The organism is Larkinella fluvii, assembly GCF_051857545.1.
GTDB lineage: Bacteria > Bacteroidota > Bacteroidia > Cytophagales > Spirosomataceae > Larkinella.
The window spans coordinates 689,842-715,489 of record NZ_JBPZHB010000002.1; the positions used below are offsets into that span (position 1 = coordinate 689,842).

The following is a 25,648-nucleotide window of genomic DNA, read 5'->3' on the forward strand; positions in this document are numbered from 1 at the left end:
GATGCAAACGGATTTGACACCACTCGCAACGACCCAGCCGCTCCCGCAAGCTTCGCAGCCCGGCTTGTCCCGCTCCAAAGGCTGGTGGCTGAACGGCTTGCTGGCCGTCCTGCTGATTGTCGTGATGATCTGGTCGGTGGGCATCGGTGCCGTGTCGATTCCCATTCCGGATGTTCTGGCCATTCTCCTCAAACAAATTGGTTGGGAAGTGGATGTCGTAGAACCGCAGCAGGAGACGGTTTTGACCGTCATCCGGTTGCCGCGAATCCTGTTGGGCGTGCTGGTGGGGGCCGTGTTGGGAATTTCGGGTGCCGCCATTCAGGGCTTGTTTCGGAACCCACTGGCGGACCCGGGTCTGATCGGTATTTCGTCGGGCGCATCGGTTATGGCGGTTTTGATGATCGTGTTGCAACTGCGGGTTTTCAGCGATCTGTCGTCGCTATCCGGTTTGTACGCGCTGTCACTGGCGGCTTTTGCCGGTGCGGTCGGCACGACGCTCCTGGTCTATACCCTGGCTCGTAAAAACGGCCGGACCGTGGTCTCAACAATGTTGCTGGTCGGCGTTGCCATCAACGTTTTTTGCGAAGCCCTGCGCGGACTGATGATGTATCTGGCCGATGACGCTCAGCTTCGGGCGATTTCTTACTGGAGTCTGGGGAGTCTGGGTGGTGCCAGTTGGGAGGTGTTGCAGGTCGCCACGCCCTTTCTGCTGGTGCCGGTTCTGCTGATGCCGCGTCTGAGCAAACCCATGAATGCCTTCGCGCTGGGCGAGAGTCAGGCCGGACACCTCGGTGTGGATATATCAAAACTGAAACGGAATGTGGTCATTCTGGCCACGCTCGGTGTGGGCGTTGCGGTGGCGGTTTCGGGCGTCATCGGTTTCATCGGGCTGGTTATCCCGCATCTGATCCGGCTTGTTTCGGGTGCCAACCACCGCATGGTATTGCCCGGTTCCGCTTTGTTGGGAGCCATTGTATTGACCTTATCGGACCTCGTTGCCCGAACGCTGGTGGCACCCGCCGAACTGCCCATCGGAATCATTACCGGAATGATCGGCGCGCCAACCTTTCTGTTCATGCTGGTGCGGGGCGCGGGGCGAAAACCGTATACCGAAAACTGAAAACTGAATACCAATCAACAACGAAGTTCTATGCTGGAAGCGCAACACATCACCTACCAAATCAACCGGAAAATCCTGCTGGACGACGTGTCGCTGGCGGTAAAGCCGGGTGAACTGGTGGCGGTGGTGGGAGCCAATGGGGCCGGGAAGTCGACCTTGCTGAAAACCTTTAGCCGGGAACTGACGCCTACGCAGGGGCAGGTGTTGCTGGATAAAAAACCGATCAGGGGATTTTCGGCCCTGGAACTGGCCCGGCGACGGGCGGTTTTGGCCCAGCAAAATCCGCTGGCTTTCGAATTCAGTGTCTACGAACTGGTGATGATGGGGCGGTATCCGCATTTTGAAGGCCACCCACGCCCTGAAGATCAGGCCATTGTCGCGTATGCCCTGGAACGAACCGGTATTACCCATTTGTCCGGGCGGGCCGTGCCGACGCTGTCGGGCGGGGAGCAGCAACGGGTTCATCTGGCTAAAATACTGGCTCAACTGATGGATGCTGACGAACTGAACCAGCCCGAAGCGCCCATTCGCCAACCCAAATACCTGCTGCTCGACGAACCGACCACAGGGCTGGATTTTTATTACCAGCACAGTTTGCTGGAAGTCGCCACCGAGTTGACCCGGCGCGGCTACGGCGTCATCGCCATTCTGCACGACCTTAATCTGGTGATGCAATACGCCGACAAAGTGCTGCTGCTGAAAGAAGGCAAGGCGCTGGCTTTCGGCAAACCGGCTTCCGTTCTGACGACCGATTCCATTTTTAAAGCGTTTCATTTATCCGTACAAATTATTCACCAGCCGGAACTGGATGGTCCGTTGATCGTTCACACCCGGCAGACGAGTCCTGTTCCCTTTCCTTCTCCAATTTAGCGAACCAAAAACATGACAACAACCGTTCTGGATCTCAAAAAACAGTATGCGGCTTTTAAGGCCGAAAATCCCAAAGTGCGCATTCGCGATGCAGCTAATCAACTGGGCGTCAGCGAAGCCGAACTGGTGGCTACGGGCTTGGGCGAAACCGCCATCCAACTGGAAGGTGATTTTCGCGAACTGCTGAAAGAAGTGCCGACGCTGGGCTACGTCATGGCCCTGACCCGCAACGACAGCGTGGTTCACGAACGAAAAGGTGAATACCTCAACGTGTCGTTCAACGGCCATGTCGGGCTGGTGTTGGGCGAAGACATCGACCTGCGCCTGTTTCTGGCCAACTGGAAGTTCGGGTTTGCCGTCCACGAAAACGACCGCCGGAGTTTGCAGTTTTTTGCCGCAGATGGCGAAGCCGTTCACAAAATTTACCTGACCGACCAAAGCAACGGGGTCGCCTACGACGCGATGGTTGCCAACTACCGGGCGGCTGAGCAGACGGGAAGTCTGGACCTCGAACCCAAACCGGAAGCCGTCGTTCCAACGCCGGATGCGGACATCGACGGGGCGGCTTTTCAGGAATCCTGGCTTAACCTGAAGGATACGCACGAATTTTTCGGGATGTTGCGGAAACACAAGGTCTCCCGTTTGCAGGCCATGCACCTGGCACCGGAAGGTCATGCGTTCCCGATCACAATGGAAGCGGTGAAAAATGTGTTTGCCGAGGTTTCCAAAAGCGGTTTGCCGATTATGATTTTTGTGGGAAACCGGGGTTGCATCCAGATTCATACGGGTGAAGTCCGGAAACTGGTTGCGATGGGGCCGTGGTTCAACGTGCTCGATCCGCAGTTCAACCTCCACCTGCGGGAAGACCATGTCGCGTCGGCCTGGGTCGTGAAAAAGCCCACGACCGACGGCATTGTCACCAGCCTGGAATTATACGACGCGGAAGGCAATCAGATTGCGCTGGTTTTTGGCAAACGGAAACCCGGTATTCCCGAAAAAACCGAATGGCGCGACGTCATCGCGCAAACGGCGCTGGCAGGGGCCACACACTGATGAACGTACTGGTCTTTCGAACGAACATCAATTCCGGGCAGCGGCTTCACAAAGCGGCTTGCCGGTTGTGTAAACTCCGGGGCATTTGCCGGTGGAGCGTCGATATGGAAGACCGTGACTGTGTGCTGCGGATTGAGGCCCCGGAAGATTTGTTGATCCCGCTGGATGAACAGGTCGTGATCCGCCTGTTGACCAAAGCCGGTATCGCATGTGAAGTGTTGTCCTGATCTAAAAACCGGTAAATCACCACACTACTCAGTAAAACCGTACCTCTGAAAATGAATTCTTTAACGATCGCAAAGCTGCTTCTGGGTGTCGTGTTGCTGCACCCATCCGTTCAGGCACAATCAGTAAAAGTCAATACCGTCCATGATTTACCCGCCGATCCGGCCAGCAACGACCCGCAGTCGGGCCGACCGATGGGCTCGACCAACCGGTTTACGTTTTTCAGTTTTAAAGACGGCAAACAAGTCCCCAACAGCGATTCCGCGACGGCGAAATGGGACATCGGTTTTCGGGCGACGACCCTCATTGTGAATGGCGGAACCGGGCGGGCGGGTCAGGGGGGCGCGTATGTGCACAACGGAACGTTCGAAAGCCTGACTGTCATACCGGAAAACGCAGCCTTTGCCGTCGATGACAATGCCAACAAACTGGCGATTCCGACCGGTTCGGGAAATGGCTGGTATACCTACGGCGGTGGCGTGATTGCCCCTACGGCCGATAAAGTGCTCGTGATCCGCACCGGCGATGGCAAATACGCCAAAGTGGAAATTCTGGGCTATTACAAAGGTGGGCCGGACGGACCGGGAAGCGAAAGCCGGTATTACACCTTTCGCTATGCGTACCAACCCGACGGCAGCAAAAAAATCCAGTAACCATTACTATATCCACATCATCCGGCGGAAGGATCCGTGACTCCGCCGGTTTTATCGACTTTGTTATGGCTGACCGCGATGCCCGCTTTATCACACTGGCCCAAACCGAACACGGCGAGATTCACCTCTGCCGGGGTTGCAAGGCTAATCTCAGTTTTCGGTTCAACAACATCTTCCAGATCATGTCACCGGGCGAGTTCCAGCAATTATTTCGGCACGTCGAGTCGATCGATATCGATGGCTTTTTTGCCCGGCACCCGACGGATTGCGCCGGTGAGATTCGACGGCTTTACCTCGGCACGACCGTTGAACCCCTGTATTTCTGTTTCACGAGAATCGAGCTGGAGCAGTTGAAAGGCATTCTGCACAACGCCATGGCGCGGATGAATACGCTGGAGAAAGCGTGGACGGAACTAAATTAAGTTACCGCTGAGGAAAAAACGAAGACAATACAGTAAAAGCTATAGTGAGTAGGATAGAAAAAGCAGGGTCTTTGACGCTGCTTTTTTTTTAATAGAACAATTCGTTAGACCTTTGCACGTAGTAATAAAGAGAAGATAGAGAAGAGAGGAAAGAGCAGAGACGTTGGGATCAAGGTGTGAAATCTTGATAAATAGCCAGTTAGGTCTCTATTCTTTGCTCTATCTTCTTTAATCAAAAATAAGACATGATGAGTAAAGTGTATCAAATCCAGCGATGGGCCCTTCTGCTGGTAAGCGGCTTCACGATTGGGCTGGTTTCCTGCCAGGAAGAAAGTGACCCGGATGTCCGGCCCTTGCTGAACATTCCACAGGTGTACGATAGCGTTGGGTATCGATTTAATTCGGAGCCGCTACAGCCTCTGATTCAACAGTTTACGAGTTTGGTTGAGGAGGCCCGGAAAGGAGGGCAGCGGGGGACGTATGTTTCGGAAGAATCGCTCAATGCGGCTTTTACGCAGGGCGAATTCAGTTTGCTGTCCGTCACAACGCCGTATTTCGCCAGCCGTCTTCAAGCCCGGAACAACGGTTTTTTTGCCGAACTCTCGAAAGCCAGTGGCGGAACCTTTTACCCGTTCGACCGGAGCTGGGAAGGGGGCGTTTACGGCTCGTACCTGTTTGATGAATACGGCCTGGAAATGGGGCAGATGATTGAAAAAGGCATGTATGGCGCGGCTTTGTACAATTACGCCCTGTCGCTGACCAAAGGGACTTTTACCCCGGCGACTGCCGACCAGATTCTGTATGTATACGGAGCCAGCCCGATGTTTTACAACAGCGATAACGGCACTTTTTACCAGAATCCCGACCGGCTGATGGCGGCTTATGCGGCCCGGCGGGATGATGCCACCGGTACGGGTTTATACAGTCAAAACCGCCTGGCATTCATTACGTTGCAGGCGGCTTTGCAGGAAGGAGAGGATTACAATACCTACCGGGATGAAGCCCTGGCTGCCATCAAACTGAATTGGGAAAAAATCAATGCGGCCACGGTTATCAATACCATTCACGCCAGTACTTCGATTTTGAATTCAACCGGCCTGACGGAACAGCAGCGGGCGGATGTGTTGCATTTGATCAGCGAAGCCGCCGGTTTTTTGCACGGCTGGCGAACCATTGATGCGGGCAACAAGAAAATTACGGACAACCAGATTGACGAACTCCTAACCCTGTTAAATGCCCCTTACGACCGCTCCGCGTCGGTGTATCGCTTCGTGACCAATACCTCTGAGGAATTGCCAAAATTGAGCCAGGCCGTTGCGAGAATCCAGGGTATTTACGGATTTACCAACGATGAAGTTGAGAGTTTCCGCCGGAATTATGTAGCGGATCAGGCACGATAGGGTTACGGTATTCGGTTTACAGTTTACGGTGGCTGACGCATTCTTTTGTAAGCGCGCGTCAGCCACCGTAAACTGTAAACCGAATACCGAAAACCGTTAGACTTTCTTCACCAGTTTGAATTCGATATTCGGGTAGCCCCTTACGCCACCATCAGACGAAGTATAATTCAGAAATTTTAATTTATAAACGTTTCCGACGGCATCTTTTATGACGTAAAACCGATCGGATTTAACCCCCGCAGCGACGCCATTCGGACCCGCTGAGGTACGCCAGTTGCTGCCGATTACATTGCGTTCTTTCTTGAATGTTGTTGTCGTGATGTTCGCTTCGGCATAGGCTTCATACGTAACGGTGCTGGTCAGAACTTCTGCAGCTTCAACACCGCCCAGGTGATTGATGAAAACAAAATCCGCGTAGGTATAAGGAACAGATGCCGTCGCGCTTAAAGCCGCTTTATAAGTCGCTAATGTCCATTCGATATCCCAATTGGTTTTCGCCGGTTCCACCTCAGTCAAGCCTTTTTCGAACGATACATAACTGAAATTTAAATTCGCATCTTTCGTGACATCCAGTGTCTTAAACGTCGTTTCGGCAATCTGCGCGTATTGCAGTGTATAACCGGTTCCTTTGCGAACCACCCGGACTTTATACCAGGCTTTGGCTGCTGTCCCGGATGTTCCCGGATTGATGATGTATACTTTGTTTTCAGCATCCGTAGCAGAAATGGTTTTGATGACGGTTTTGGTTAAATCACCTTCTACATCATCCACATTATCGAAACTGCCCGTTCCCTGGCTCAGAATCAGGATGTTTCGTAAACCGACTGTGTCCGCGGCTGTGACCTGACTCAAGTCGGTTTTGGTCAGTTCTTTGGCCGAAGCACCCGTGGTGCCGTTGATGACAACACGAAAGTCTGTACCGCCGTAGAACCCCAGATCCCAGCTATTGCGGGCTACCGAGGTCTGGGCGTTGTTACTGAAATCGACAAAAACCGAATTGACCGCGCTGGAACCTCCTTCGCCACCGTTTAATTTGAGTTGCGAACCGGTCGATACAATTGATGAAAACTTCAGCGCTGCCGTGGTTTTTGTGCCGACTAAAACCGGGCTGGCGGCTGATTTAATCGTGAAATTAATGGCCTCTTTCCCACTCAGAAAAAGATTGGTAGCTTTGATTACTTTGAATGAACCCGTGCTGCTCCCGGCCGGAATGGTAACGGTCAGACTGTTGTTCGTTGCCGCCGGATTGGTTGTAAACTGGGTGCCGTAAGCAATACCGGTTGGTGCCAGATCGATGACAATGGCCGTGGCGGTTTCGGCACTTCGCGTCAACGTGAGTTTGACTTCTGTTTCGGTTTTGTCGGATTCGAATCCCTGCTCACTGGCATCAAATTGAACCAGGTTATCGGGTAGCGGGGGATCATCCTGTTTGCACGCACTGATGCAGGCACTAAAAGCGAGGAATACAAAAATGGAACGTACAGTGTTCATGGGTGTACTGGATTTATAAAATAAGGAAATTAATTGGATTGATTGGTGAATAAAGAGCTGAGACAAGAGAGTGAAGACAAGAGAGTAAAGACTGGAAGATGTTGGCTTATTTGATGTCTTTATTCTCTCGTCTCAGCTCTTTACTCTAGAAAAACTATTGACTCCACTGAAAATTTAACCCAAGAAAATAAGACCGTCCATAACTCAGCGGAACGGCCCCGCCAGTGCTGTGTGAACCTCCGGTGTCGGTCGACGTATTGGTGAGCCGCGTGACATTGAACAGGTTTTTGGCACCACCATTCAGCGTGACGTATTTCGTAATGGATTTGCTGATCGTCAGGTCGGCCCAGTGGTAATCGGCGGTTTCGGCCAGGCGCGTGACCGGCTTTCCTTCGGCGTCGGTCAGGCTTTCGTAAGTCGGCCTTTTGCCGGTGTATTTATAAAAGAGACTGACCTTGGTGTCGATCTTTTGCAGGTGATAGGTCAGGTTGGCATTGACCTCCGGCGACCAGACAAACTCCGGTAAACCCGGATCATCCTGCGTTAAACTGTTGTAGCGGCCGATGTGAGAAAAACCGACGGTTAACTGAAGATGCTTGCTAGACAGGGTATTATTGAAGGTTCCGCCCGTGGTTTTGAACCGGTCGATGTTGATGGTTTTCATCACCCCCGGGTTATTGGGGTCGTTGCCATACGCAATCAAATCATGGAAATCGTTGTAGAAACCGGTCAGGGTGGACGTAATCCGGAGCGTGCTGGTGGCCACCGACCGCCAGGAAATGGAACCGTTGAAACTGTTGGAATACTCGGCTTTCAGGTTTGGGTTGCCGGTGATGGAGTGGCTGGCATCGAAGAAGTTAAAGTACAACTCACGCAAAGCCGGCGAGCGAAAACCGCGGGCGTAGGCCAGCCGCAGATCTGTATTTTTGTGTAGGGTGATTTTCGTATTCAGGGACGGAATAACCGGTGGCGCGTCGTAAACCGAGTTTTTTACAAACCGCAAACCCGGCCGGATGGTGATGGCGGAGGTCGGTTTGAGTTCTGAGGAAACAAAAAAAGCGTAGTCGTTGATCGACGGTGAACCCAGGATTCGGGCACCGCTGGCACGCTCCGTGTTGATGTCGATGCCGGGTTGCAACGAAACCGCCGGCGACACTTTGTATTGGGCTGTGACCCGAAACACCTGGCTGACAAAGTCCGAAACATCCTGCTCGCCCTGGCCGAGTGACAACGTTCGTCGACCGGTCGTTAAATCGAGGGTGGTGGTCTGGGTGCGACGGCTGTAGTCGGTGTACGACACAATACCGTTCAGTTGCAGCCGCTCACTGGCCCGCCAGTCGCCCTGCGCCTGGTGGGTAAACCGGCTGGTGATGAAGTTCTGGTCCCGGGCCTGGTTGGTGTTCACGTTCACGGCACCCAGCGCGTTGATGGTTTCATCGACCGCATCCAGCCGGTACCAGACGTTGAAATTTTCATTTCGAAACCCGAGTTTGACGTTACCCAGCCACTGCTTTTTGGCATGCCAGTCTTTCGTTCGGGTCAACGACGTTCCCTGCCAGCCGCCGAATTCATTGTGTGTTCCGCCCACGCCCACGTGCCAGCCATTTTTTTGCCAGGTCGCTCCCAGGTTCTGATTGTGAGTGCCTTTTCCGCTAAATCCTTTGTATTCTTTCCCGACGGATTCTTCCTGAACACGCCCCGACAGAGCGATGCGTTCGCTGCCCGGTTTTTTGGTGATGATGTTGATGATGCCAGCCAGCGCGTCGGTGCCGTAGGAAACCGACATGGGGCCTTCCACGATTTCGACGCGGTCGATGGTGTTGATATCGATCTGATTGAGGCTCTCGCGGGTGTCGCCCCGGTCGACCATCGGGACGCCGTCGAGCAGAATTTTTACGTTCCGACCCGACATGCCCATCAGTTGAATGTCTGAGGTCCCGAGCGTCGCATCGTTGGAAAACCGGATGCCCAGTTCGTTGTTTAACACGCCGATGAGGTTGGTGGCACCCCGCAGTTGAATCCGCTCGCGGTCGATGGTGCGAATCTGGTAGACCGACTGGCGGACGGATTGCGGTTCGTACTGGCCGGTGACGACCACATCGTCCAGTTGTCGGGCCGCTTCGCTGAGGATGGTTGGCGGAATGGTGACGGTTTCTCCGGCTTTTACCCGAACCGGAATAGTTTGCGTTCCGAAGCCAAGTGACTGAATCACTATACTATAGCGACCTTCCGGGGCTTCCAGTGAATACCATCCTTCCGCGTCTGCGGTGGTTCCATACCGGGTTGCATTCAGCAGAATCGTCGCCGAAACCGCCGGTTTTCCGTCGGCTGAAACCACCCTTCCGCTGATTTTTCCGGTTGATCCCTGCGCCTGGACCAGTGTACTGATCAGGTGGAAACAACACAGATAGAGGAAAACGTATCGCATTGCTGAGGCAGTAATATTTATTTAGATTGATTAATTATTCTTATTTGGACTGATTATAAATTATTGCAAAGGTACAAGTTCAAATGAGCAATGCTACAGTTCGGGATTTTTTTTGAGAAAATTTAGAAAAGGGCTGTCATTCAGCCTGTGATTGGAACCAAAAAGAAACCCGGCCAAATGGGCCGGGTTGTATGCACCTACGGTTTGTTTTTTCAAGGGTCTTGTATTCCTTGTTGTTGTATCGGTCATCCCTACGGGATTCATTTATACCCTGGATCAAACCGGGGGCTACAATATGATCCATCCCTACGGGATTTTTGGATTGGACAATCCCGTAGGGATGGATCATATTGTAGATTCGATCGAACCCGTCGAAACGGTTTCATCAAATCCAACCAATCCCGTAGGGATGAATCATCTTGTAGCGGTGGGTTTTAACCCGCCGAAGAGGCATCATCAAATCCAACCAATCCCGTAGGGATGGGATCATATTGTAATCCCCCGATTTGAACTATGGATAGATTATTCTTCTCCTTTTTTATCCTGTTGAGCGCCAATCACCACAATCCGGTACGGTTTACCCGGAACGGAAATCGCTGGTTTGGCCGAGAAACTACTGCGCAAAACCGGGATGATTTGATTTTTGACGGGGTCGGTTACGTATACATACCGCTTCGTGATGCTGAAATCCGGTTTCACTTTGGCATCAGCCGCAATGGCGTCTACGACTTTCAAATCGTGCAGCGCCGAACCGGAAGCGTTGAAACCTTTCAGTGTACCGTCGGTCAGCATCGCAAAAACATCCCCATCATTCGAAATTTTGAACGAGTGAAGCTGATCGGTTTTGAGGAGTGGAGTCAGCGTGTTGGTGACGAGATCGATTCGATACACGCCTAAAGCGGCTCCGAAACCATAAAAAGTCTTCGAGCTTTGGTCATAGACGATGGAGCCCAGCCAGCCGGTTCCAAAATCGGCGGGATACTTGATCAATTGCTGATTCCCGTCTTTATTGACAGACAGAATCCCGTTGGTGGTTCCGAAAAGGGCCACTTCGCCATTGCCCACATCGCCGTGAATGCTGGTGACGGCAATCGTGGACTCTTTTACCACAACCCCATTTTCGTCGACGATTTTCACCCCTTGAGGCAACGTCCCGGCAACTGAATTGTCCTTTTTGGTCACGGCAAACGTGCCATTGCTGAAGGGAACCACCGCGCCGTGGTGCGGCACATCCACTTTAATTACTTTGGCTTTGGCCCCCGCTGTGTGCAGTTCGTCCTCCGTCGTCAGCGACAGGGAACCTTCGCCGTCATTGAAAACGACGATGCGGTTTCCCCAGACATAAACGTGCGTGGGCAAACTGGCTTCGAGCGTCAGAGCCGCCCATTTGGGTGTTCCTTTCACGTCGGCATGGTCACCGTGGTCGACAATACCGCTGTCGAAAAACCGGACGTGGTGGTTGGCCCGATTGACCACCGCCGAAAACCGTCCGCTGGCGGTTGGATAAAGCGCATTGGCACCAAACGGGGCCGAAAATTTTTCGGTGGTTTGTTTCGCGGGGTTTACCAGCGTCAAATCACCGGTTTCGGCATCGCTGACTAGTAGGCGCGTAAAGGCCGCTTCGTTGTCGGTGGGTTGGACGGTTTTTGAATCGTCGGTGTGACAGGCCGACAGGCTGGCTGCGAGTAAACCCATCATCCAGAACCGGGAAAGTAGCGTTGTTTTTTTCATCGTAGTTTTTATTAATGCAACAATGTTGCAAAAATAAGGACTACGTAATGATATACAACTGTGTTGCATTAATAAAAACAGAAACCGCTTATTTCCCGAACAGAATGGTAAATTCCGTCCAGCCGTCCGGATTGGTTTTGAGGGAAAAAGGAAAACCGTGGTTGAGCAGAATGTCGCGGGTGAGGGTGAGACCGATGCCCTGTCCGTCGGGTTTGGTGCTAAAGAAAGGATTGAACAGATTGGTTTCCAGATCCGGGCTAATCGGGAGGCCATTATCACGGATCATCAAGTGTTCAGGAGCTACCAGAATATCGACTGTTTGTCCGGCAACGCAGGCTTCAATGGCATTTTTGATCACATTGACCAACACCTGTTCCAGTTGTACGACATCCACCGGAACCCAGACAGAATCGGGCGGTAACGCATGGTGAAGCACAACCCCGCGCGCAGCCGCTTGTGGGTGCATCAATCGGCTCACATTGCGCACCATTTCGTTCAGGTCGACGGGGTTTTTGTGGGGCGGTGGGAGCCGGACCACATCGGCAAACCGGCGCATGAAAAGATTTAGGCGGTCGTTGCGTTCAATAGCGATTTGGAGCGCGTGGCTAACATCCTCCTGATCAGGCGCATCCATGTAGGATTTGGTGACATTCAGAATGGAGTTGATGGCACCGATGGAGTTGTTTACTTCGTGGGCCATCATCCGAATCACCTTGCTGTAGGCTTTTTTCTCGGACTCCAGAATCTCGCTCGTTAATTCCTCGATCAGCATAAAATCGCGCCGGAAACCCCGGTCCATGAAGTGGGAGCGCTGAATCCGGTAGGTTTCAATTCCCGTTCCTTTCAGGGTTCGGGTTTCGCTGTCGTTCGAATGCGCCAATTGGTTCAGCAGCGGGTGGTCGATTTCTGATAAATGCCGTCCGGTCAATTGGTTCGCAGGGCGTTGGAGCAAGGCCGTTGCTTTCGGGTTGGCCGACGAAATCCGCCGGTCAAAATCGAAAATCAGCGTGGCGATGGGGGAGGCTTCGATGAGCTTTTCCAGAAAAAACTGCTGTTCCATTTGTTTGGTGCGTTCCTCACGAAGCCGGTCGATCATGAGGTTGTAGACGTCGATCAGACCGTCGACTTCGCGGTTGCCGGTGGGCACAAACTTGATCGTAAAATCCTTGTCCTTAATCGCTTCAATACCCGCTGAAATAAACTGCGACGGTTGCCCGAAAGCCCGGTAAATCTGGATGGCTGCCAGCACCGAAGCCAGCACCAGTACCTCCGAAACGATGAACAGCAGCTTGTTTTCCTGAAGCCATTTAAAAATGAGGAAAATCAGAGCCGCGTGGATCGCGATGATGTAGAGCAGGTATTTGGTCCGCAGGGAAAGTTTCATGAATCCAAGATAAACGATAGGAACGCGGATTGAACGGATTGAAACGGATTTTCACGGATTGAAAAAGATTTATTTATCCGTTCAATCCGTCTAATCCGCGTTCCCATCAAACGGGATTCCGTATTTTTCCAGCCGTCGATACAAAGCAAACCGTGTGATGCCCAGCGCCCGTGCCACTTTGGAAACCCGGTTGTTGTAGAAATCCATCGCCCGGCGAATCATCTGGAATTCCAGTTCGTCCAGCGTGATGGTGCCGATTTCGGGTAACCGCACCGATTCCTGCCGAACAGTCGAAAGCGGAACGTGCTTCTGAAAGTCGCTGATTTCCAGTTCGTCTTTGGTGGATAACAAAACCGTGCGTTCCACGATGTTTTTCAACTGGCGGATGTTGCCCGGCAACGCCAGGTTTCGCGCCCATTTCAGCGCCGACGGATTGATGGTCAGCCGGGGCCGCTCGTAGATGGTTTTCAGGTTGTTGACAAAGTAGGTGACCAACTGGGGAATGTCATTGGGCCGTTCGCGCAGGGCCGGAAGTTTGACGGTGATGAGGTTGATGCGGTAAAACAAATCCTCGCGAAACGTGCCTTTGGCGACCATCTCTTCCAGATTGCGGTTGGTTGCGCAGATGACGCGTACATCGACGGACTTGCTCCGGCTGCTGCCCAGGGGCTCGAAGGTGCGGTCCTGCAAAACCCGCAGCAATTTGACCTGGCTCGACAGATCGAGGTCGCCGATTTCGTCCAGAAAGATGCTGCCTTTGTTGGCGAGTTCAAACCGCCCGACACGGTCGGATTTGGCGTCGGTGAAAGCCCCGCGCAGGTGGCCGAACAGTTCGCTTTCAAACAAGGTCGACGAAATACCACCCAGATTGACTTTCACGAACGGTTTGCTCCGGCGTCGGCTGTTCTGGTGAATGGCTTCGGCAATCAGTTCCTTGCCCGTTCCACTTTCGCCCGTAATCAAAACCGGCGCGTCGGTGGGCGACACACGGCCGATCGTTTCCAGAATGTCGAGCAGCTTGGCGTCTTCGCCGACGATGTGTTCAAACTGGTACTGCTGGTCGAGTTTCTGACGGCTGGGCGACAGCGGTTGGGCTGGTTTGGGCTGGGCCAGGTTTAAAATCGTGCGGATGGATTGCAGCACATAGTCATTCTGCCACGGTTTGGTGATGAAGTCTTTGGCCCCGGCTTTCATGCCCTGCACGGCCAGATCGATGGTTCCCCAGCCCGTAATCAGAATCACCGGAACCGTTGGGTAGCCCGCCCGAATGACGTTCAGGAGTTTCAGGCCTTCTTCGCCGGAGGTTTCGATGGAAAAATTCATGTCCAGCAACACCAGTTCCGGCGTTTCGGCGTCGAGGGCTTCCAGGGCCTGCGCAGGGTTCTCAGCGGTTTTCACGGTGAACCCATCCCTCCGCAGCAGGAGCGAAAGGGAGGTCTGAACGGCAATATCGTCGTCGATGATTAAGAGCATGTGAAGCAAAATAGTGAAAAGTTGTTACACAGAGTTAATCAGAGGAAATCAGGGTTAATCAAAGTATTTCTCTGGTAAACTCTGATGTTCTCTGATTAACTCTGTGTAACAGTCAAATTATTCCTCATGCAACGCCACCGCCGGTTGAATCCGTGCGGCCAGGCGACTGGGGAAGAGGGCGCAGAGTGTAACAATCCCGTAAATGACCACGACCGATATGGCAATGGCGGTCAAGTATATACCGGCCTGAATATCGAAGACGTTCATCAATGGGAATTGCATCGCAAACAAGAGTCCAATCAAGAGCGCAAACGTCGCCAGTACCAGGATTTCGCTGATGAATTGTTGCGAAATACCGTTTCCGGTGGCCCCCAGCGCCCGGCGCAAACCGATTTCGCCCCGGCGTTTGGCAATGCTCAGATTCAGAACGCCGAACAACCCGAGGGCGACGTTGATCAGCAGGAAACCCGACACGATCAGGAAGATAATAACCGGCACGAGGGTCAGGTTATGCGTGGTTTTTCGCGAATCCGTCAGGTGGTCGACTTCGACGCTCCAGCCAGCTACCATCGTCGTAATCGCTTTCACCATTTTAGCTTCAAAAACCGCATCGGTTCCCGGTTTTACCCGAATCATCAGCAAATCGTCCCAGGGTGATTTCGCATCCACCATTTCAAACAACGCCGGTTTGTCCACCATAAATTCGCCCTTCGACTTAAACGTATTGACAACACCGGTTACTTTGAATCGTTCGCTAATGATTTTCCCCACCGGTTTTTCGTCGCCGAACAATTCCTCCTTCAATTTCCGATTGATAACAACCGGCGAGTATTTGCCGACACTATCCGCACTTCGGTACCAGCGCCCTTCAACAACGGGAATCACCATTGTTTTGGCATAATTTTCATCGGTTACATAAAAATCTGCTAATACATGCTTTTTATTATAATCGATGCCATTGTTCCTCGAACTCTGTGAAAACGGAAAATTGTTACTCATTCGGGACGCTGATTCAACTTCGGGGTACGCCTTGACTCGTTGCAAAATCATCTCGATTTTTTGGGCGAGTTCGGTGGTATCTTCATTGCTTTTCAGGCTGATGGCCCAGGCATTCTGGTATTCAAATCCCAGCGGTTCGCGGTAATTCCGGACGTTGTACACAATCAGCGAAGTCAGTCCGAAGAGGACCAGAAACGAAGCCCAAATCTCCACCAGCAGCAGCGAGTGGGCTTTCTTCTTGTTCCAGATTAATTTAAAAAGATGTCGGATCATAAGATTATTGAGTGAATGAGTGATTGTGTGATTGAGCGAATTAGTGATTGAGTGACTAACTCTGTGGTAGTGCATCACTCAATAGCTAAATCACTCAATCACTCATTAAGATTTCAGTGCTTCCGCGATTTTGAGTTTTGACATGCGCAGGGCGGGCAGGACGCCGGACAGGAGCCCGAAGACGAGGCAGACCAACAGGCTGACCAGGAATACGTTCAGATTGATGGTCAGGTCGGCGTAGGCAATGATGCCGCTGCTGTTGATGAGTTGTATGACAATCAGGGTTAGAACGATAGCGATGCCGCCACCGATCAGCGTGATGAAAATGTTTTCGATGATAAACTGCCACATGAGGGTTTGGACGGGTGCGCCGAAGGCTTTCCGGATGCCGATTTCCGAGGCCCGTTCCATGATCCGGCTGACGTTCACGTTCACCAGGTTGACGGCCGGAAGTCCAATCAACATGAGCATGATAAAGGCAATGATACCGAAAAAGACGGTTTTCAGTCCTTTGTTGCCGTTGAGGGTGCCGACGAAATTTTCCACATACGGCTCGCTTTTCACTTCCACATACGCATATTTATACCCATCCTCAACGCCCGGCAACGGGATTCGGGCGATGTGGCTCTGAAATTCATCCCGAACGGTTTTGAGATCGGACGTCTTTTTCGCCAGCAGAATCGCCACGTAACCGCCCCGCATGCCGGTTCGCTGGTAATTACTTTTAGGCGTGGTGTACGGATAATACACGTCGGCGTAGGTAAACGGCCGGGTCACCGGGCTGCCTCTCACCACCCCAATAACGCGGTAATGAATGCTTTCTATTTCGACGTCTTTGCCAATTACCGATTCCGCCACATTCCCAAAATACTGCTTTTTGAAGTCATCTGTAATCACAACAACCAGATCGCTGTTGGCAATATTTTGCTCGTTGTAGGGCTTGCCTTCCAGAAAGTCAAACTCGGTCACTTCCCAGAAATCCGCGTCGGTATACTTGGTGTTCAGCTTGATTTTCTGCGAACCCACGTAGGCGTTGGAGCTATTGACAAAGGTACAGATCGTGACCCGCTCGGCGGTTTTCAGCGATTTGGCGTATTCCGTCAAAAACTTGAAGCTCATCGGCCCCGAACTGCTGCCGGTTCTGGTCGAATCCTGGGTTCGCATCTGCATGACGTAGAGCGACCGGTCGCGTTTGGTTTCCGGGTAATGACTCCCGAACAAATGGTCGAGAAACGAGGTCAGCACCATCAGCACTGTCAGGGTCAGACTAATGCCGAAGAGCGTGATGAAGGTGTAAAACGGATGCCGCAAGAGCACCTTCCAGGCGATTTTTATGTAGTTCGTTAGCATTTCATTGAGTGATTGAGTGATTTAGCGATTGAGTGGACGGGTGACTAAGGAAATAGAAACGTATGATCTTTGATCTATTCACTCAATCACTCATTCGCTCAATCACAATTTTATTGCACCTGCGTCCCGTCAAAAAGGCGGATCAATCGATGCGTGCGTTTGGCCATGGTTTCGTCGTGGGTCACCATGATGATCGTGGCGCCTTCGTCGTTCAATCCCTGGAGAATGTTCATGATCTCGTTGCCCATCGCGCTGTCGAGGTTTCCGGTGGGTTCATCGGCCAGGATGATTTCCGGTTTACCAACGATGGCGCGGGCGATGGCGACGCGCTGTTTCTGTCCGCCCGACAACTGCTTCGGGAAGTGCTTGATGCGGTTGCTCAGGCCCACTTTTTCCAGCGCTTCTTTGGCGTAGGTCTGGCGCGGTTTTCCGTTCGTGGAACGATACAGCAACGGGATTTCCACGTTATCGACCACCGATAAGTCGTTGATCAGGTGGAAGCTCTGGAAGATAAAGCCGATTTTCTCGTTGCGCAACCGGGCCAGTTCCTTGTCGCGGTAGGTCGACACCCGCTGACCATCCAGCTCGACGGTGCCTTTCGAGGGTTCGTCCAGCAGCCCCATGATGTTGAGGAGCGTCGATTTGCCGCAACCCGATGGCCCCATGATGGAGACAAATTCACCCTTGCGGATGTTGAGGTTGATGTTGTTGAGCGCCAGCGTCTCGATGCTGCTGGTGCGGTACACTTTTTCGATGTTCGTAAGGTTGATCATGTTAGTATTTGATTTTTTCATTGCGTTCAAAATCGTACAGCGTCAGCAGCCGGATGGTGTAAAAAGCCGTCCAGTAATCCCGCAGGGCCAGAATGGCATCGCGCCGGGCGCGGTCTTTTTCCTGCATGGCAATGCCTAAATCCGTGACGCTCAAATCACTCAGTATAAAGCGGTTCTGGGCAATCTGGTAGCGTTGCTGGCCAATTGCGTCGGCTTCGGCGGTGAGTTTCACCTGCTGCTGGAGCATTTGCAGTAGCGTCACCTGCGTATAAATGGCCTGTTCGAACGTTAGCTTGTCCTGCTCCACGGTTTGCGTCACCAACTGCTGCGTGGCTTTGGCGGTTTCGGTTCGGGCCTGGGCGCGACCCCACGTCATGATGGGCAGCACAAACTGCACTTCGAGGTATTCCCGATCCTGCGGGCGAATGTAAATATCGCCCAGATTGGCACCCCGGTTCGAGAGACCAAAAGCCGCATTCAGTGTGGCATTCAGACCGTTGTCTTTGCGGGCTTTGTCCACATCGCGCTGGGCTTCCAAGGCTTTCCGCCGGAAGGCGATGGCGTCGGAGCGGTTGTTGAAGGCTTCATTCAGGGCTTTTTGGACGTCGATGGTAAGTTCGCTAATGTGGGTCGGCACCACCAGTTCCAGTTTCCGGTCGTCGCGGTAGCCCATATACGAACGCAGGCTCAGCGAGGCAATTTCGGCATTCTGGCGCGCCGATGCGAACTCTTTTTTGGCCGTCAAAACGCCCATTTGCAATTGCAGGATGTCATTCTGGGAAATCTTGCCCAGTTCCAGTTTGTGTTGGGCAATTTTATACAAGGTGTCGTTGTTGCTCAGGTTTTTTTCGGCAATCTGCAAATTGACCTGCGCCACCAGCAAATCAAAATAATAGCCCGTGGCCGAAACCGTCACTTTCTCCATCGACTCGATGAAAAACTGGTTGCTTTCTTCAAATTTCAACGGCTCAATTTTGCGATCCCACTTCATTTGGTTGAATTGAAACAGCGGCTGCCGGAGTCCGACCGCAAACGGAATGCCGTTGTACAGCCGGTTATTTCGCTCGAAATCGTCAAACCGCTGAATCTGTTTCTGCACGAAAACCGACCCGCCGGTTGGCGCAATGTTCTGGCTCAGCGAGAGATTCAAAACCGAATTGTTGTTGGAAATCGGCTGGAAGCTAATTGTTCCGTCGGGCTGCGTTACCTGGATAAAGGACCGTTCGAAGTTGGGCAGCGAACCGTCGAGGCTCAGTTGCGGTTTGAAACCCGCCTGAAACGTCCGGTATTGCCAATAGCTGGTCTGTTTCTGCGTGGCCGCCTGTTTCGCCGAAATCGACTGCGACTTTGCCATCTGCACCACATCGTCGAGCGTCAGCAACTGCGGCTGGGCTTGTAGGGTATGTCCCAGCAAAAGCAGCACAAGAAGACCAAGACTAATCAGAAGAGCCGTCTTTTTTTCAGTAATCAGCGGCTTGTTCGGGGTAGCGTGTTCAGTTTGCATGGTTGTCGATCGTGATTTCCTGCAAATGCTCGAACTCGCTCAAATCGGTGATGATGACGCGCTCGCCCGGCTGAATCCCGCTTTTGATCTCCACATAATCGAAATTGGACAAGCCAACCTGCATTTCCCGGCGTTGGGCGATTCCCTGGTTATTCAGGACGTAAACAAACTGATTTTTCTTGCCTTTGAACGCTGGTCCGTTGGCCACCCGAACGGCTTTGGCGGTCTGGCTGGTTACCACGAAGACTTCCACTTTCATGTTGGGCCGGAGCGACGCGTGGTGGTTGTCGTCCAGTTGCACCACGAACTGAATGACGCCGTTTTTCACCGACGGTTTTACCTGTGTAATGAGGCCGCGCAAATTGGTTTCGTTGACTTTGACGATGACCGGCAAACCGGCTTTCACCTGATCGGCGTAGACATCGGAGCAGGAGCCTTCAATCCGAAAACTACCCAGATCGGCTAGTTTCGCCAGAATTTCGCCTTCGTTGACCGCCGAGCCGATGTTCTCATTCACCCAGGTCAGCACGCCCGGTCGGTCGGCGATGATGTTGGCCTGATTCAGTTTTCGATCCAGTTCGCTCAGGTTTTTCTCTTCGATTTGCGCCTGCAAGGTGGTTTCTTTCAGGCTGGCGCCCATCGACTGGCGGTTGTAGGAAAGGTCGTTTTCCAGTTTTTTCTTTTCCAGTTCGGCAATGCGAAGGCTGTTTTCGGCGCGGGTGACGTCTTCCTGGGTTTGTCCCCCGACTTTCAGCAGGCGTCGGGCATCTTCCAGTTCGGCTTTTAGCCGGTTAATGTTGAGGGATTTGATCTGGTCGTCGGCTTCGGCATCGAAGAGGTTTTTGTTGAGCTTCATCCGCAATTGTTCGATGCTGTTGCGTTTGAGCGCCAACTGATCTTTCATCTTTTCGAATTCAATGAGGGTCAGCGATTTGTCCAGATCCAGAATGGCCTGACCCGGTTTGATCTGCGTGCCGGGGGTCAGCAGGACGCGCCGGATGCTGGCGCGGATGGGGCTGGTGATGATTTGTTCGTAAGCCGGAATGACTTCACCCGTGGCACTCAGCGAATTCTCGACCGGGCCAATCTCCGCCGTCGCTGTCCGGATGCGCGAGGCTTCGACGGATGTTTTTAAAACACGCCGGAAGAAGTAAATCGCGATTCCGGCAACGACCAGCACGACAAAGACGATGAGGTAATTTTTGGTCCGGCTTTGCCTGACGATTTCGGGGGCTAATTCTCTATCCATTTGTTGTTATACCTTGACAGAGACTATCCAAACGATGTGCCAGTAGTTAAATGGCTGATAGTTAGAGGTTTATTGTCTTTTTGGTTTTCTAAAAGTGTGCGGTTTCGCACGGGTCGTGCGGGAGTGAACGAGGTGGTATTACTACAATCTGAAAGGTTTTATTTAGATATATTCATAAATTGTATCGACGAGTGAAATTTGCAAACGGACTGATTGGCGTGCGGTAAATACCATCATCTTATTCATCTATTTTTCATGAAAACGAAAACTTTACTATGCCTGATTCTGGTGATCAGCGGGTTTGCGGTAACGTATGGTCAATCGGTTTCAAAAAATATTCTTCGCGTCGGCATCGGTACCCACTGGCCTTATATGGGAGAGGGATCTGGTATGAAAGGCGGGATTGCCTTTTCGGGTGAGTACATGCGGGAGTTGAAAAAACGCTTTTTCTTAAGTGGCAATGTGCAGTATTTAACTCGTCACGAAGGATTTAAAAACGAGATCAACATCAATCGTTCCGAGAACGTAGCTGTACCCAGCTTTTTGAAAAATAAGCGGGTGCAGCATGAATCGATTGTCGCGGGCTTTGTGAGTGCGGTATGGGCACCCCTGGATGATTCACGAAGTCTCTTTCTGATCGGTGCTGGTGTCGGGGTTCGCTATAAAATGTACACGCAGTTTTGGACCTACAGCAATCCGGATGGATATAGGATCGAAAGTCGGCGTCGGATAAGTCCGGCTGGCAACTTTCTGATTAGCTACGATTATAAACTAAACCGACACCTGAATCTCGGCATTCGGCAAAATTTCATCATCGACGGCGAGTTTATGCCGCTGCTGACGGTTGGCGTTGGTGCCCGGTTTTGAGCTATAAAAAAAGCCCCGTATTCATGGGGCATAATTTTTTATTAAGCATACACCTTCAACCGCTGTCAGGGTTTCTTATCCGCCAACTGCACGGTTTTCACATCTACCGTGATCTCCTTCAACCGTTTGGCCACGTTCTCCGGCATGGATTCCTGAAACCGGCCGCCCAGGTGTTTGGCCAGAAACTTCTCTGCCAGGGCCAGCATCGCCATGTTGTTGACGGGCCGCGCAAAACCGTGGCCTTCATCGGGCGCACAGAGGTATTCGACCGGAAAACCACGGTCGCGGAGGGCCACCACAATCTGGTCGGACTCCGCTTTGTTGACGCGCGGGTCGTTGGCGCCCTGCACCACCAGCAAGGGTGATTTGATCTTGTCGGCAGAAAACAACGGCGATTGTTTCATCAATTGCGCTTTGCCTTCGGGCGTGTTGGGGTCGCCCATGCGCTCGTAGAACGTTTTCCGAACTGACTCCCAGTAGGGCGGAATCGAGTTCAGCAGCGTGATGATGTTGGACGGTGCGACAATGGCAACACCAGCCGCGTAGACGTCGGGCGTGAAGGCCAGGCCCGCCAGCGTGGCATAACCGCCGTAGGAACCGCCCATGATGCCGACGCGCTTCGGATCGGCAATGCCCTGATCGATCAGGTATTTGACGCCCCAAGTGATGTCGTCCTGCATTTTTTCGCCCCACTGTTTGTTGCCCGCGTTCAGAAATTGCTTGCCGTAGCCGGTCGACGACCGGAAATTCATCGACAAAACCGCATACCCCCGATTCGCCAGAAACTGGTGGTACGAGTTATACCCCCAGGCGTCACGCGCCCACGGTCCGCCGTGGGGAACAATCACCACCGGCAGATTCTTGTGGTCACGGCCCTTGGGCAAGGTCAGAAAAGCCGGGATTTCCAGGCCGTCGGATGATTTATACCGGATGGCTTCCATGCGGGCCAGGTCGTTGATCGGCAGTTTGGGGCGGGGGCGGTATTGGAACGTCAGCTCTTTGGTTTTGCGGTCGAACAGAAACGTGGCACCGGGGTCGGTGTCGCTCGTCGCCGACAGCAGCCAGTATTGCTCATCGTCCGTGGCCGAACCGAATAGAACATCGACGCCCGGAAGTTCCCGCAGAATGAACTGAAAGTCTTTTTCAAACAGTTTGTCTTTCCAGTACCGGCGTAGCCGGTCGTCGGTGTAGGTCGTAAAAATGGGTTCCCGGGTCACTTCCGAAATAAGAATGCTTCCGAAATCCACCTTTTTCATCGGATCGGATTCGACCGACTGCTCTTTCAGCGAAACCGGGTTGAGCAGAATCAGTTTCTGAAGATCCGACTTGTCTTTGTTGGTGACCAGATAAACCCGCTGATTATCCTTGTGAAAACCAATGGGATAGCTGGTTTCATAAATCGTCGTTGAATAGATTTTGGTCATACCGGCCTCATCGACCCGCAGAATTTCGGAACTGCCGTCGGCTGCGGTACTGGTGGCGAGCCGCAGTTTGTCGTCCCAGTCGAAAATCCAGCCGGTAACCCGGTCGGTATTCTTGCGAACGAGCGTTTTTTCGCCGGTAGTCAGGTTCAGTTTGTAAAGGTCATGCCAGGCTTTATCGCGGTCGTTCAGGCCAATATACAGCGTATTGGGGTCGGTTTTGGGAACCCGATAAATAGCCGCCCGCACCCCGTTGACATCGGTCAGGTTGCGGGCCGCCGGTACAGTGCTGGCTTTCAGACCCTCGGAAGGGCTAACTGCGTAGATATTGAAATTCTCATTCCCGCCCTTGTCCTGCACGTAAAGCACATATTTGCCATCCCGCGACCAGAAATAATTGGCGATGGGCCGGGTCGTGTCGGCCGTCACCGGTTTGGCCGCTGTAAACGGATCATCGCGTTTTTTGACCCAGATGTTGCGGGTTCCTTTATACGGTTTGATGAACGACATGTAGGCCCCATCGGGCGAAAGCTGCGCGCCGATAATTTCGGGATCGCCAAAAATTAGCTGCCGGTCGATGAGCGCCGGAACCTGGGCCATTGCCGCCGTAGCCAGCCAAAACGTAAAAAACAGCAGGGATACCTTCTTCATAACAACGGTTGGTCAAGGATGAAGTTGGTAAGTTAAAGAAAAAAGAAGTTGAAATCGAGGGGAGTGCCTTGGTGTGGTAGTTGAAAAGAGAGAATTTTAAATGGTAAATGATGAACGCTAAATGTAAAAGTATCCAGGTGCCGTTCACTTTTACATTTAGCGTTCATCATTTACCATTTAAAATTCTTTTCTTCTTTACGCCGAGTATCCGCGTCCTTCAATTTCTGTCACTTTTTCGCCCGACAGTTCTTCCACAAACTGGTCGTGGGTCATCGGTTTGGAGAACATGGGGAAGTTTTTGGCGCAGGCAAATTTCTGTTCTTCTTCACTCAGGGTGGCCGTGCAGTCGGTTAAGGTAATCACTTCAAAGCCTTTTTCATAACCGGACCGCATGGTCGATTCCACGCAGCAGTTCGTCAGAAAACCGCCCAGCGCAATGGTTTCGATGCCTTTGCTGCGGAGAATAAAATCCAGGTTGGTGCTGGCAAATGCATCGAGGCCACGTTTACCTTCCAGCACGATCTCGCCCGACTCCGGCTTCACATCATCGACAATCTCGACGCCCCAACTGCCTTTCCGAAACGACTGGCTATCGACCACGCCTTTCAAAATGCCGTAGGGATGGGCCGTAATTTCGTAGTAGCCTTCGTGAAAACTGATTGGCGAATGGATGATCGTAACCCCGGCTTCACGGGCTTTCGTCAGAACGTCTTTCGTATTTTCCAACATGTTGGTGGAGTCCATCACGCCTTTGACGGCGTCGTGCAGGCTGCCTCCCGGCGAGGTGAAATCGTTTTGATACTCGATCAGAACCAGAGCGGTTTTCGATGCATTCATGGCTTGAGGGGTGTGTTAAAAGGTGAACGTTAAAGCTAGACAATTCCAGTTGTATAGAAAAGCAACGCGCCCGGTCGGTTGGAATTGTTCGCTCGTCGGCCAAAAATGGCGGTTCACGAAAATCGCCGGGCATGGATGGACAGGCCGTCCTACTTTTGGCTATTCAATCAGCAGAACGACCATGACGACTCCCCAGAAAGCCCTCATCATCGGTTGCGGCATTGCCGGCCCGGTGGTAGCCCTTTTTTTACAGCAGGCAGGCATTGACGCCGAAATCTACGAATCACAACCCGCCGGCCTGGACGAAGCAGGTGCGTTTCTGAACCTGGCTCCCAACGGCGTCAACGTGTTGAAAGCGCTGGACATCGATTACCTGCTGGAAAAAGACGGTTTTCATTCGGTGGGAATGGATTTCTTCAATAGCGACGGCAAGCAGTTGGCTCAACTGGAAAGCTGCGACGAAGAGGAACGGTTTGGAAGCCGCAACGTCATGATCAAACGGGGACAATTGCACCAAATCCTGCGCGATGAAGCCCTTCGGCGGAACATTCCGGTTCGGTTTGGTAAGAAGCTTAGCGGGATTCAACTGAACGGTTTTCAGGGCGTAACGGCCCGGTTTGAAGATGGCTCGCAAGCCGAGGGGGATTTCCTGATTGGGTGTGATGGGATTCACTCCCAAACCCGCCAACTGGTTTTTCCGAATGCCCCTAAACCGACCTATACCGGGGTTGTCGATTGTGGTGGTTTTGCCCAATGCCCGCCCGGTTTGTCGACCTCCGGGGCCATGCAGATGATATTTGGCAAGAAAGCCTTTTTCGGGTACATCGCCAAACCAGACGGCGAAGTTTACTGGTTCAGCAACGTGGCCTGGCCCAGCGAACCGAAACGGAACGAACTGAATGCTATTTCCAGCGAAGTCTGGCGGCAGCAGTTGCTCCGCAACCACGGCAACGACCCGGCCCCGGTTCCGGAGATTATTCAGTCGACCCCCGGCGAAATCGGCAAATGGCCGGTCTACGACCTGCCGTCGCTGCCAGCCTGGCATAAGGGGCCGGTTTGTCTGGTGGGCGATGCCGCCCATGCAACCTCACCCCATTCGGGACAGGGCGCATCGCTGGCCCTCGAAGATGCCGCCGTGCTGGCCCAGTGCCTGCGCGATTCGCTAAAGGTGGAACACGCTTTTTCGAAGTTCGAGAGCCTGCGCCGGAAGCGGGTCGAGAAGATTGTCCGCCAAGCCCGGCGGACGGGCAACGGGAAAGTGGCGACCCATCCCGTTGCCGTCTGGTTCCGCGATCTGGTGCTGCCGTTTTTCATCAAACAGGGCGCCAAAGCCTCGGAAGCCGTGTTGTCGTATAAGGTTCAGTGGGAGAAGGAAGTAGTTTGAGGGTTTCGAATGATAAATGTAAAATGATAAATATCGAATGTAAAAGTAAAGAGCATTGTACCGATCAATTTTACATTTGATATTTATCAT

Annotated in this window: 21 protein-coding genes; 9 read left to right on the plus strand and 12 right to left on the minus strand. The window is 52.4% G+C overall.

Annotation, left to right across the window (positions count from 1 at the left end):
- Nucleotides 1–13 precede the first annotated feature (13 nt).
- From ACS5NO_RS06825 to ACS5NO_RS06855, 7 genes are all read left to right on the plus strand, one after another.
- Entirely contained in the window at nucleotides 14–1,120 is a 1,107-nt protein-coding gene (locus tag ACS5NO_RS06825) for a FecCD family ABC transporter permease (protein WP_439414429.1), read from the plus strand.
- Nucleotides 1,121–1,150: 30 nt separating this feature from the next.
- On the plus strand, nucleotides 1,151–1,990 hold the full coding sequence (locus ACS5NO_RS06830) for a heme ABC transporter ATP-binding protein (protein ID WP_439414430.1): 840 nt from the start codon (nucleotides 1,151–1,153) through the stop codon (nucleotides 1,988–1,990).
- A gap of 12 nt (nucleotides 1,991–2,002) precedes the next feature.
- On the plus strand, nucleotides 2,003–3,043 hold the full coding sequence (locus tag ACS5NO_RS06835; RefSeq protein WP_439414431.1) for a hemin-degrading factor: 1,041 nt from the start codon (nucleotides 2,003–2,005) through the stop codon (nucleotides 3,041–3,043).
- Complete coding sequence (locus ACS5NO_RS06840) at nucleotides 3,043–3,270, plus strand: hypothetical protein (protein ID WP_150881487.1); 228 nt, start codon at nucleotides 3,043–3,045, stop codon at nucleotides 3,268–3,270. Before ACS5NO_RS06835 ends, ACS5NO_RS06840 begins: the two co-directional genes overlap by 1 nt.
- Nucleotides 3,271–3,321: 51 nt before the next feature.
- Complete coding sequence (locus tag ACS5NO_RS06845) at nucleotides 3,322–3,921, plus strand: HmuY family protein (RefSeq protein ID WP_439414432.1); 600 nt, start codon at nucleotides 3,322–3,324, stop codon at nucleotides 3,919–3,921.
- Nucleotides 3,922–3,986: 65 nt separating this feature from the next.
- Nucleotides 3,987–4,343: a DUF6686 family protein gene (locus ACS5NO_RS06850; protein ID WP_439414433.1), complete on the plus strand. Its 357-nt coding sequence runs from the start codon at nucleotides 3,987–3,989 to the stop codon at nucleotides 4,341–4,343.
- A gap of 248 nt (nucleotides 4,344–4,591) precedes the next feature.
- Entirely contained in the window at nucleotides 4,592–5,743 is a 1,152-nt protein-coding gene (locus tag ACS5NO_RS06855; RefSeq protein ID WP_439414434.1) for a hypothetical protein, read from the plus strand.
- Between the two features lie 96 nt (nucleotides 5,744–5,839).
- On the opposite strand, the gene ACS5NO_RS06860 is transcribed toward ACS5NO_RS06855, so the two are convergent.
- The 10 genes from ACS5NO_RS06860 to ACS5NO_RS06905 form a co-directional block, all read right to left on the minus strand.
- Nucleotides 5,840–7,234, minus strand: a complete 1,395-nt coding sequence (locus ACS5NO_RS06860) for an HmuY family protein (protein WP_439414435.1) — start codon at nucleotides 7,232–7,234, stop codon at nucleotides 5,840–5,842.
- Between the two features lie 154 nt (nucleotides 7,235–7,388).
- Nucleotides 7,389–9,662: a TonB-dependent receptor gene (locus ACS5NO_RS06865; protein WP_439414436.1), complete on the minus strand. Its 2,274-nt coding sequence runs from the start codon at nucleotides 9,660–9,662 to the stop codon at nucleotides 7,389–7,391.
- 522 nt (nucleotides 9,663–10,184) lie between these two features.
- The gene (locus tag ACS5NO_RS06870) at nucleotides 10,185–11,393 is read right to left on the minus strand and encodes a hypothetical protein (RefSeq protein WP_439414437.1); all 1,209 of its coding nucleotides are present in this window, start codon (nucleotides 11,391–11,393) and stop codon (nucleotides 10,185–10,187) included.
- An 88-nt stretch (nucleotides 11,394–11,481) separates the two neighbouring features.
- Nucleotides 11,482–12,777, minus strand: coding sequence for a sensor histidine kinase (locus ACS5NO_RS06875; RefSeq protein WP_439414438.1), 1,296 nt, complete (start codon nucleotides 12,775–12,777; stop codon nucleotides 11,482–11,484).
- 90 nt (nucleotides 12,778–12,867) lie between these two features.
- Complete coding sequence (locus ACS5NO_RS06880; protein WP_439414439.1) at nucleotides 12,868–14,250, minus strand: sigma-54-dependent transcriptional regulator; 1,383 nt, start codon at nucleotides 14,248–14,250, stop codon at nucleotides 12,868–12,870.
- Nucleotides 14,251–14,367: 117 nt separating this feature from the next.
- Nucleotides 14,368–15,522, minus strand: a complete 1,155-nt coding sequence (locus ACS5NO_RS06885; protein ID WP_439414440.1) for an ABC transporter permease — start codon at nucleotides 15,520–15,522, stop codon at nucleotides 14,368–14,370.
- Between the two features lie 105 nt (nucleotides 15,523–15,627).
- Nucleotides 15,628–16,872 carry an ABC transporter permease gene (locus tag ACS5NO_RS06890; RefSeq protein ID WP_439414441.1) on the minus strand — a complete coding sequence of 415 codons (1,245 nt, stop codon included), beginning with the start codon at nucleotides 16,870–16,872 and terminating at the stop codon, nucleotides 15,628–15,630.
- 110 nt (nucleotides 16,873–16,982) lie between these two features.
- Nucleotides 16,983–17,645 carry an ABC transporter ATP-binding protein gene (locus ACS5NO_RS06895; RefSeq protein ID WP_439414442.1) on the minus strand — a complete coding sequence of 221 codons (663 nt, stop codon included), beginning with the start codon at nucleotides 17,643–17,645 and terminating at the stop codon, nucleotides 16,983–16,985.
- A 1-nt stretch (nucleotide 17,646) separates the two neighbouring features.
- Nucleotides 17,647–19,149, minus strand: coding sequence for a TolC family protein (locus ACS5NO_RS06900; protein WP_439414443.1), 1,503 nt, complete (start codon nucleotides 19,147–19,149; stop codon nucleotides 17,647–17,649).
- Nucleotides 19,139–20,398, minus strand: coding sequence for an efflux RND transporter periplasmic adaptor subunit (locus ACS5NO_RS06905; RefSeq protein ID WP_439414444.1), 1,260 nt, complete (start codon nucleotides 20,396–20,398; stop codon nucleotides 19,139–19,141). Before ACS5NO_RS06905 ends, ACS5NO_RS06900 begins: the two co-directional genes overlap by 11 nt.
- A 255-nt stretch (nucleotides 20,399–20,653) precedes the next feature.
- Between ACS5NO_RS06905 and ACS5NO_RS06910 the strand changes: the two genes are divergently transcribed.
- On the plus strand, nucleotides 20,654–21,265 hold the full coding sequence (locus tag ACS5NO_RS06910) for a hypothetical protein (RefSeq protein WP_439414445.1): 612 nt from the start codon (nucleotides 20,654–20,656) through the stop codon (nucleotides 21,263–21,265).
- 65 nt (nucleotides 21,266–21,330) lie between these two features.
- Here ACS5NO_RS06910 and ACS5NO_RS06915 read toward each other — a convergent pair whose 3' ends face one another.
- A complete protein-coding gene (locus tag ACS5NO_RS06915; RefSeq protein WP_439414446.1) occupies nucleotides 21,331–23,337 on the minus strand; it encodes a S9 family peptidase in 2,007 nt (668 codons plus the stop codon).
- 195 nt (nucleotides 23,338–23,532) lie between these two features.
- Nucleotides 23,533–24,174: a cysteine hydrolase family protein gene (locus ACS5NO_RS06920; protein WP_114405714.1), complete on the minus strand. Its 642-nt coding sequence runs from the start codon at nucleotides 24,172–24,174 to the stop codon at nucleotides 23,533–23,535.
- Between the two features lie 181 nt (nucleotides 24,175–24,355).
- Here ACS5NO_RS06920 and ACS5NO_RS06925 point away from each other — a divergent pair, with 181 nt between their 5' ends.
- Complete coding sequence (locus ACS5NO_RS06925; protein WP_439414447.1) at nucleotides 24,356–25,558, plus strand: FAD-dependent oxidoreductase; 1,203 nt, start codon at nucleotides 24,356–24,358, stop codon at nucleotides 25,556–25,558.
- Nucleotides 25,559–25,648 lie beyond the last annotated feature (90 nt).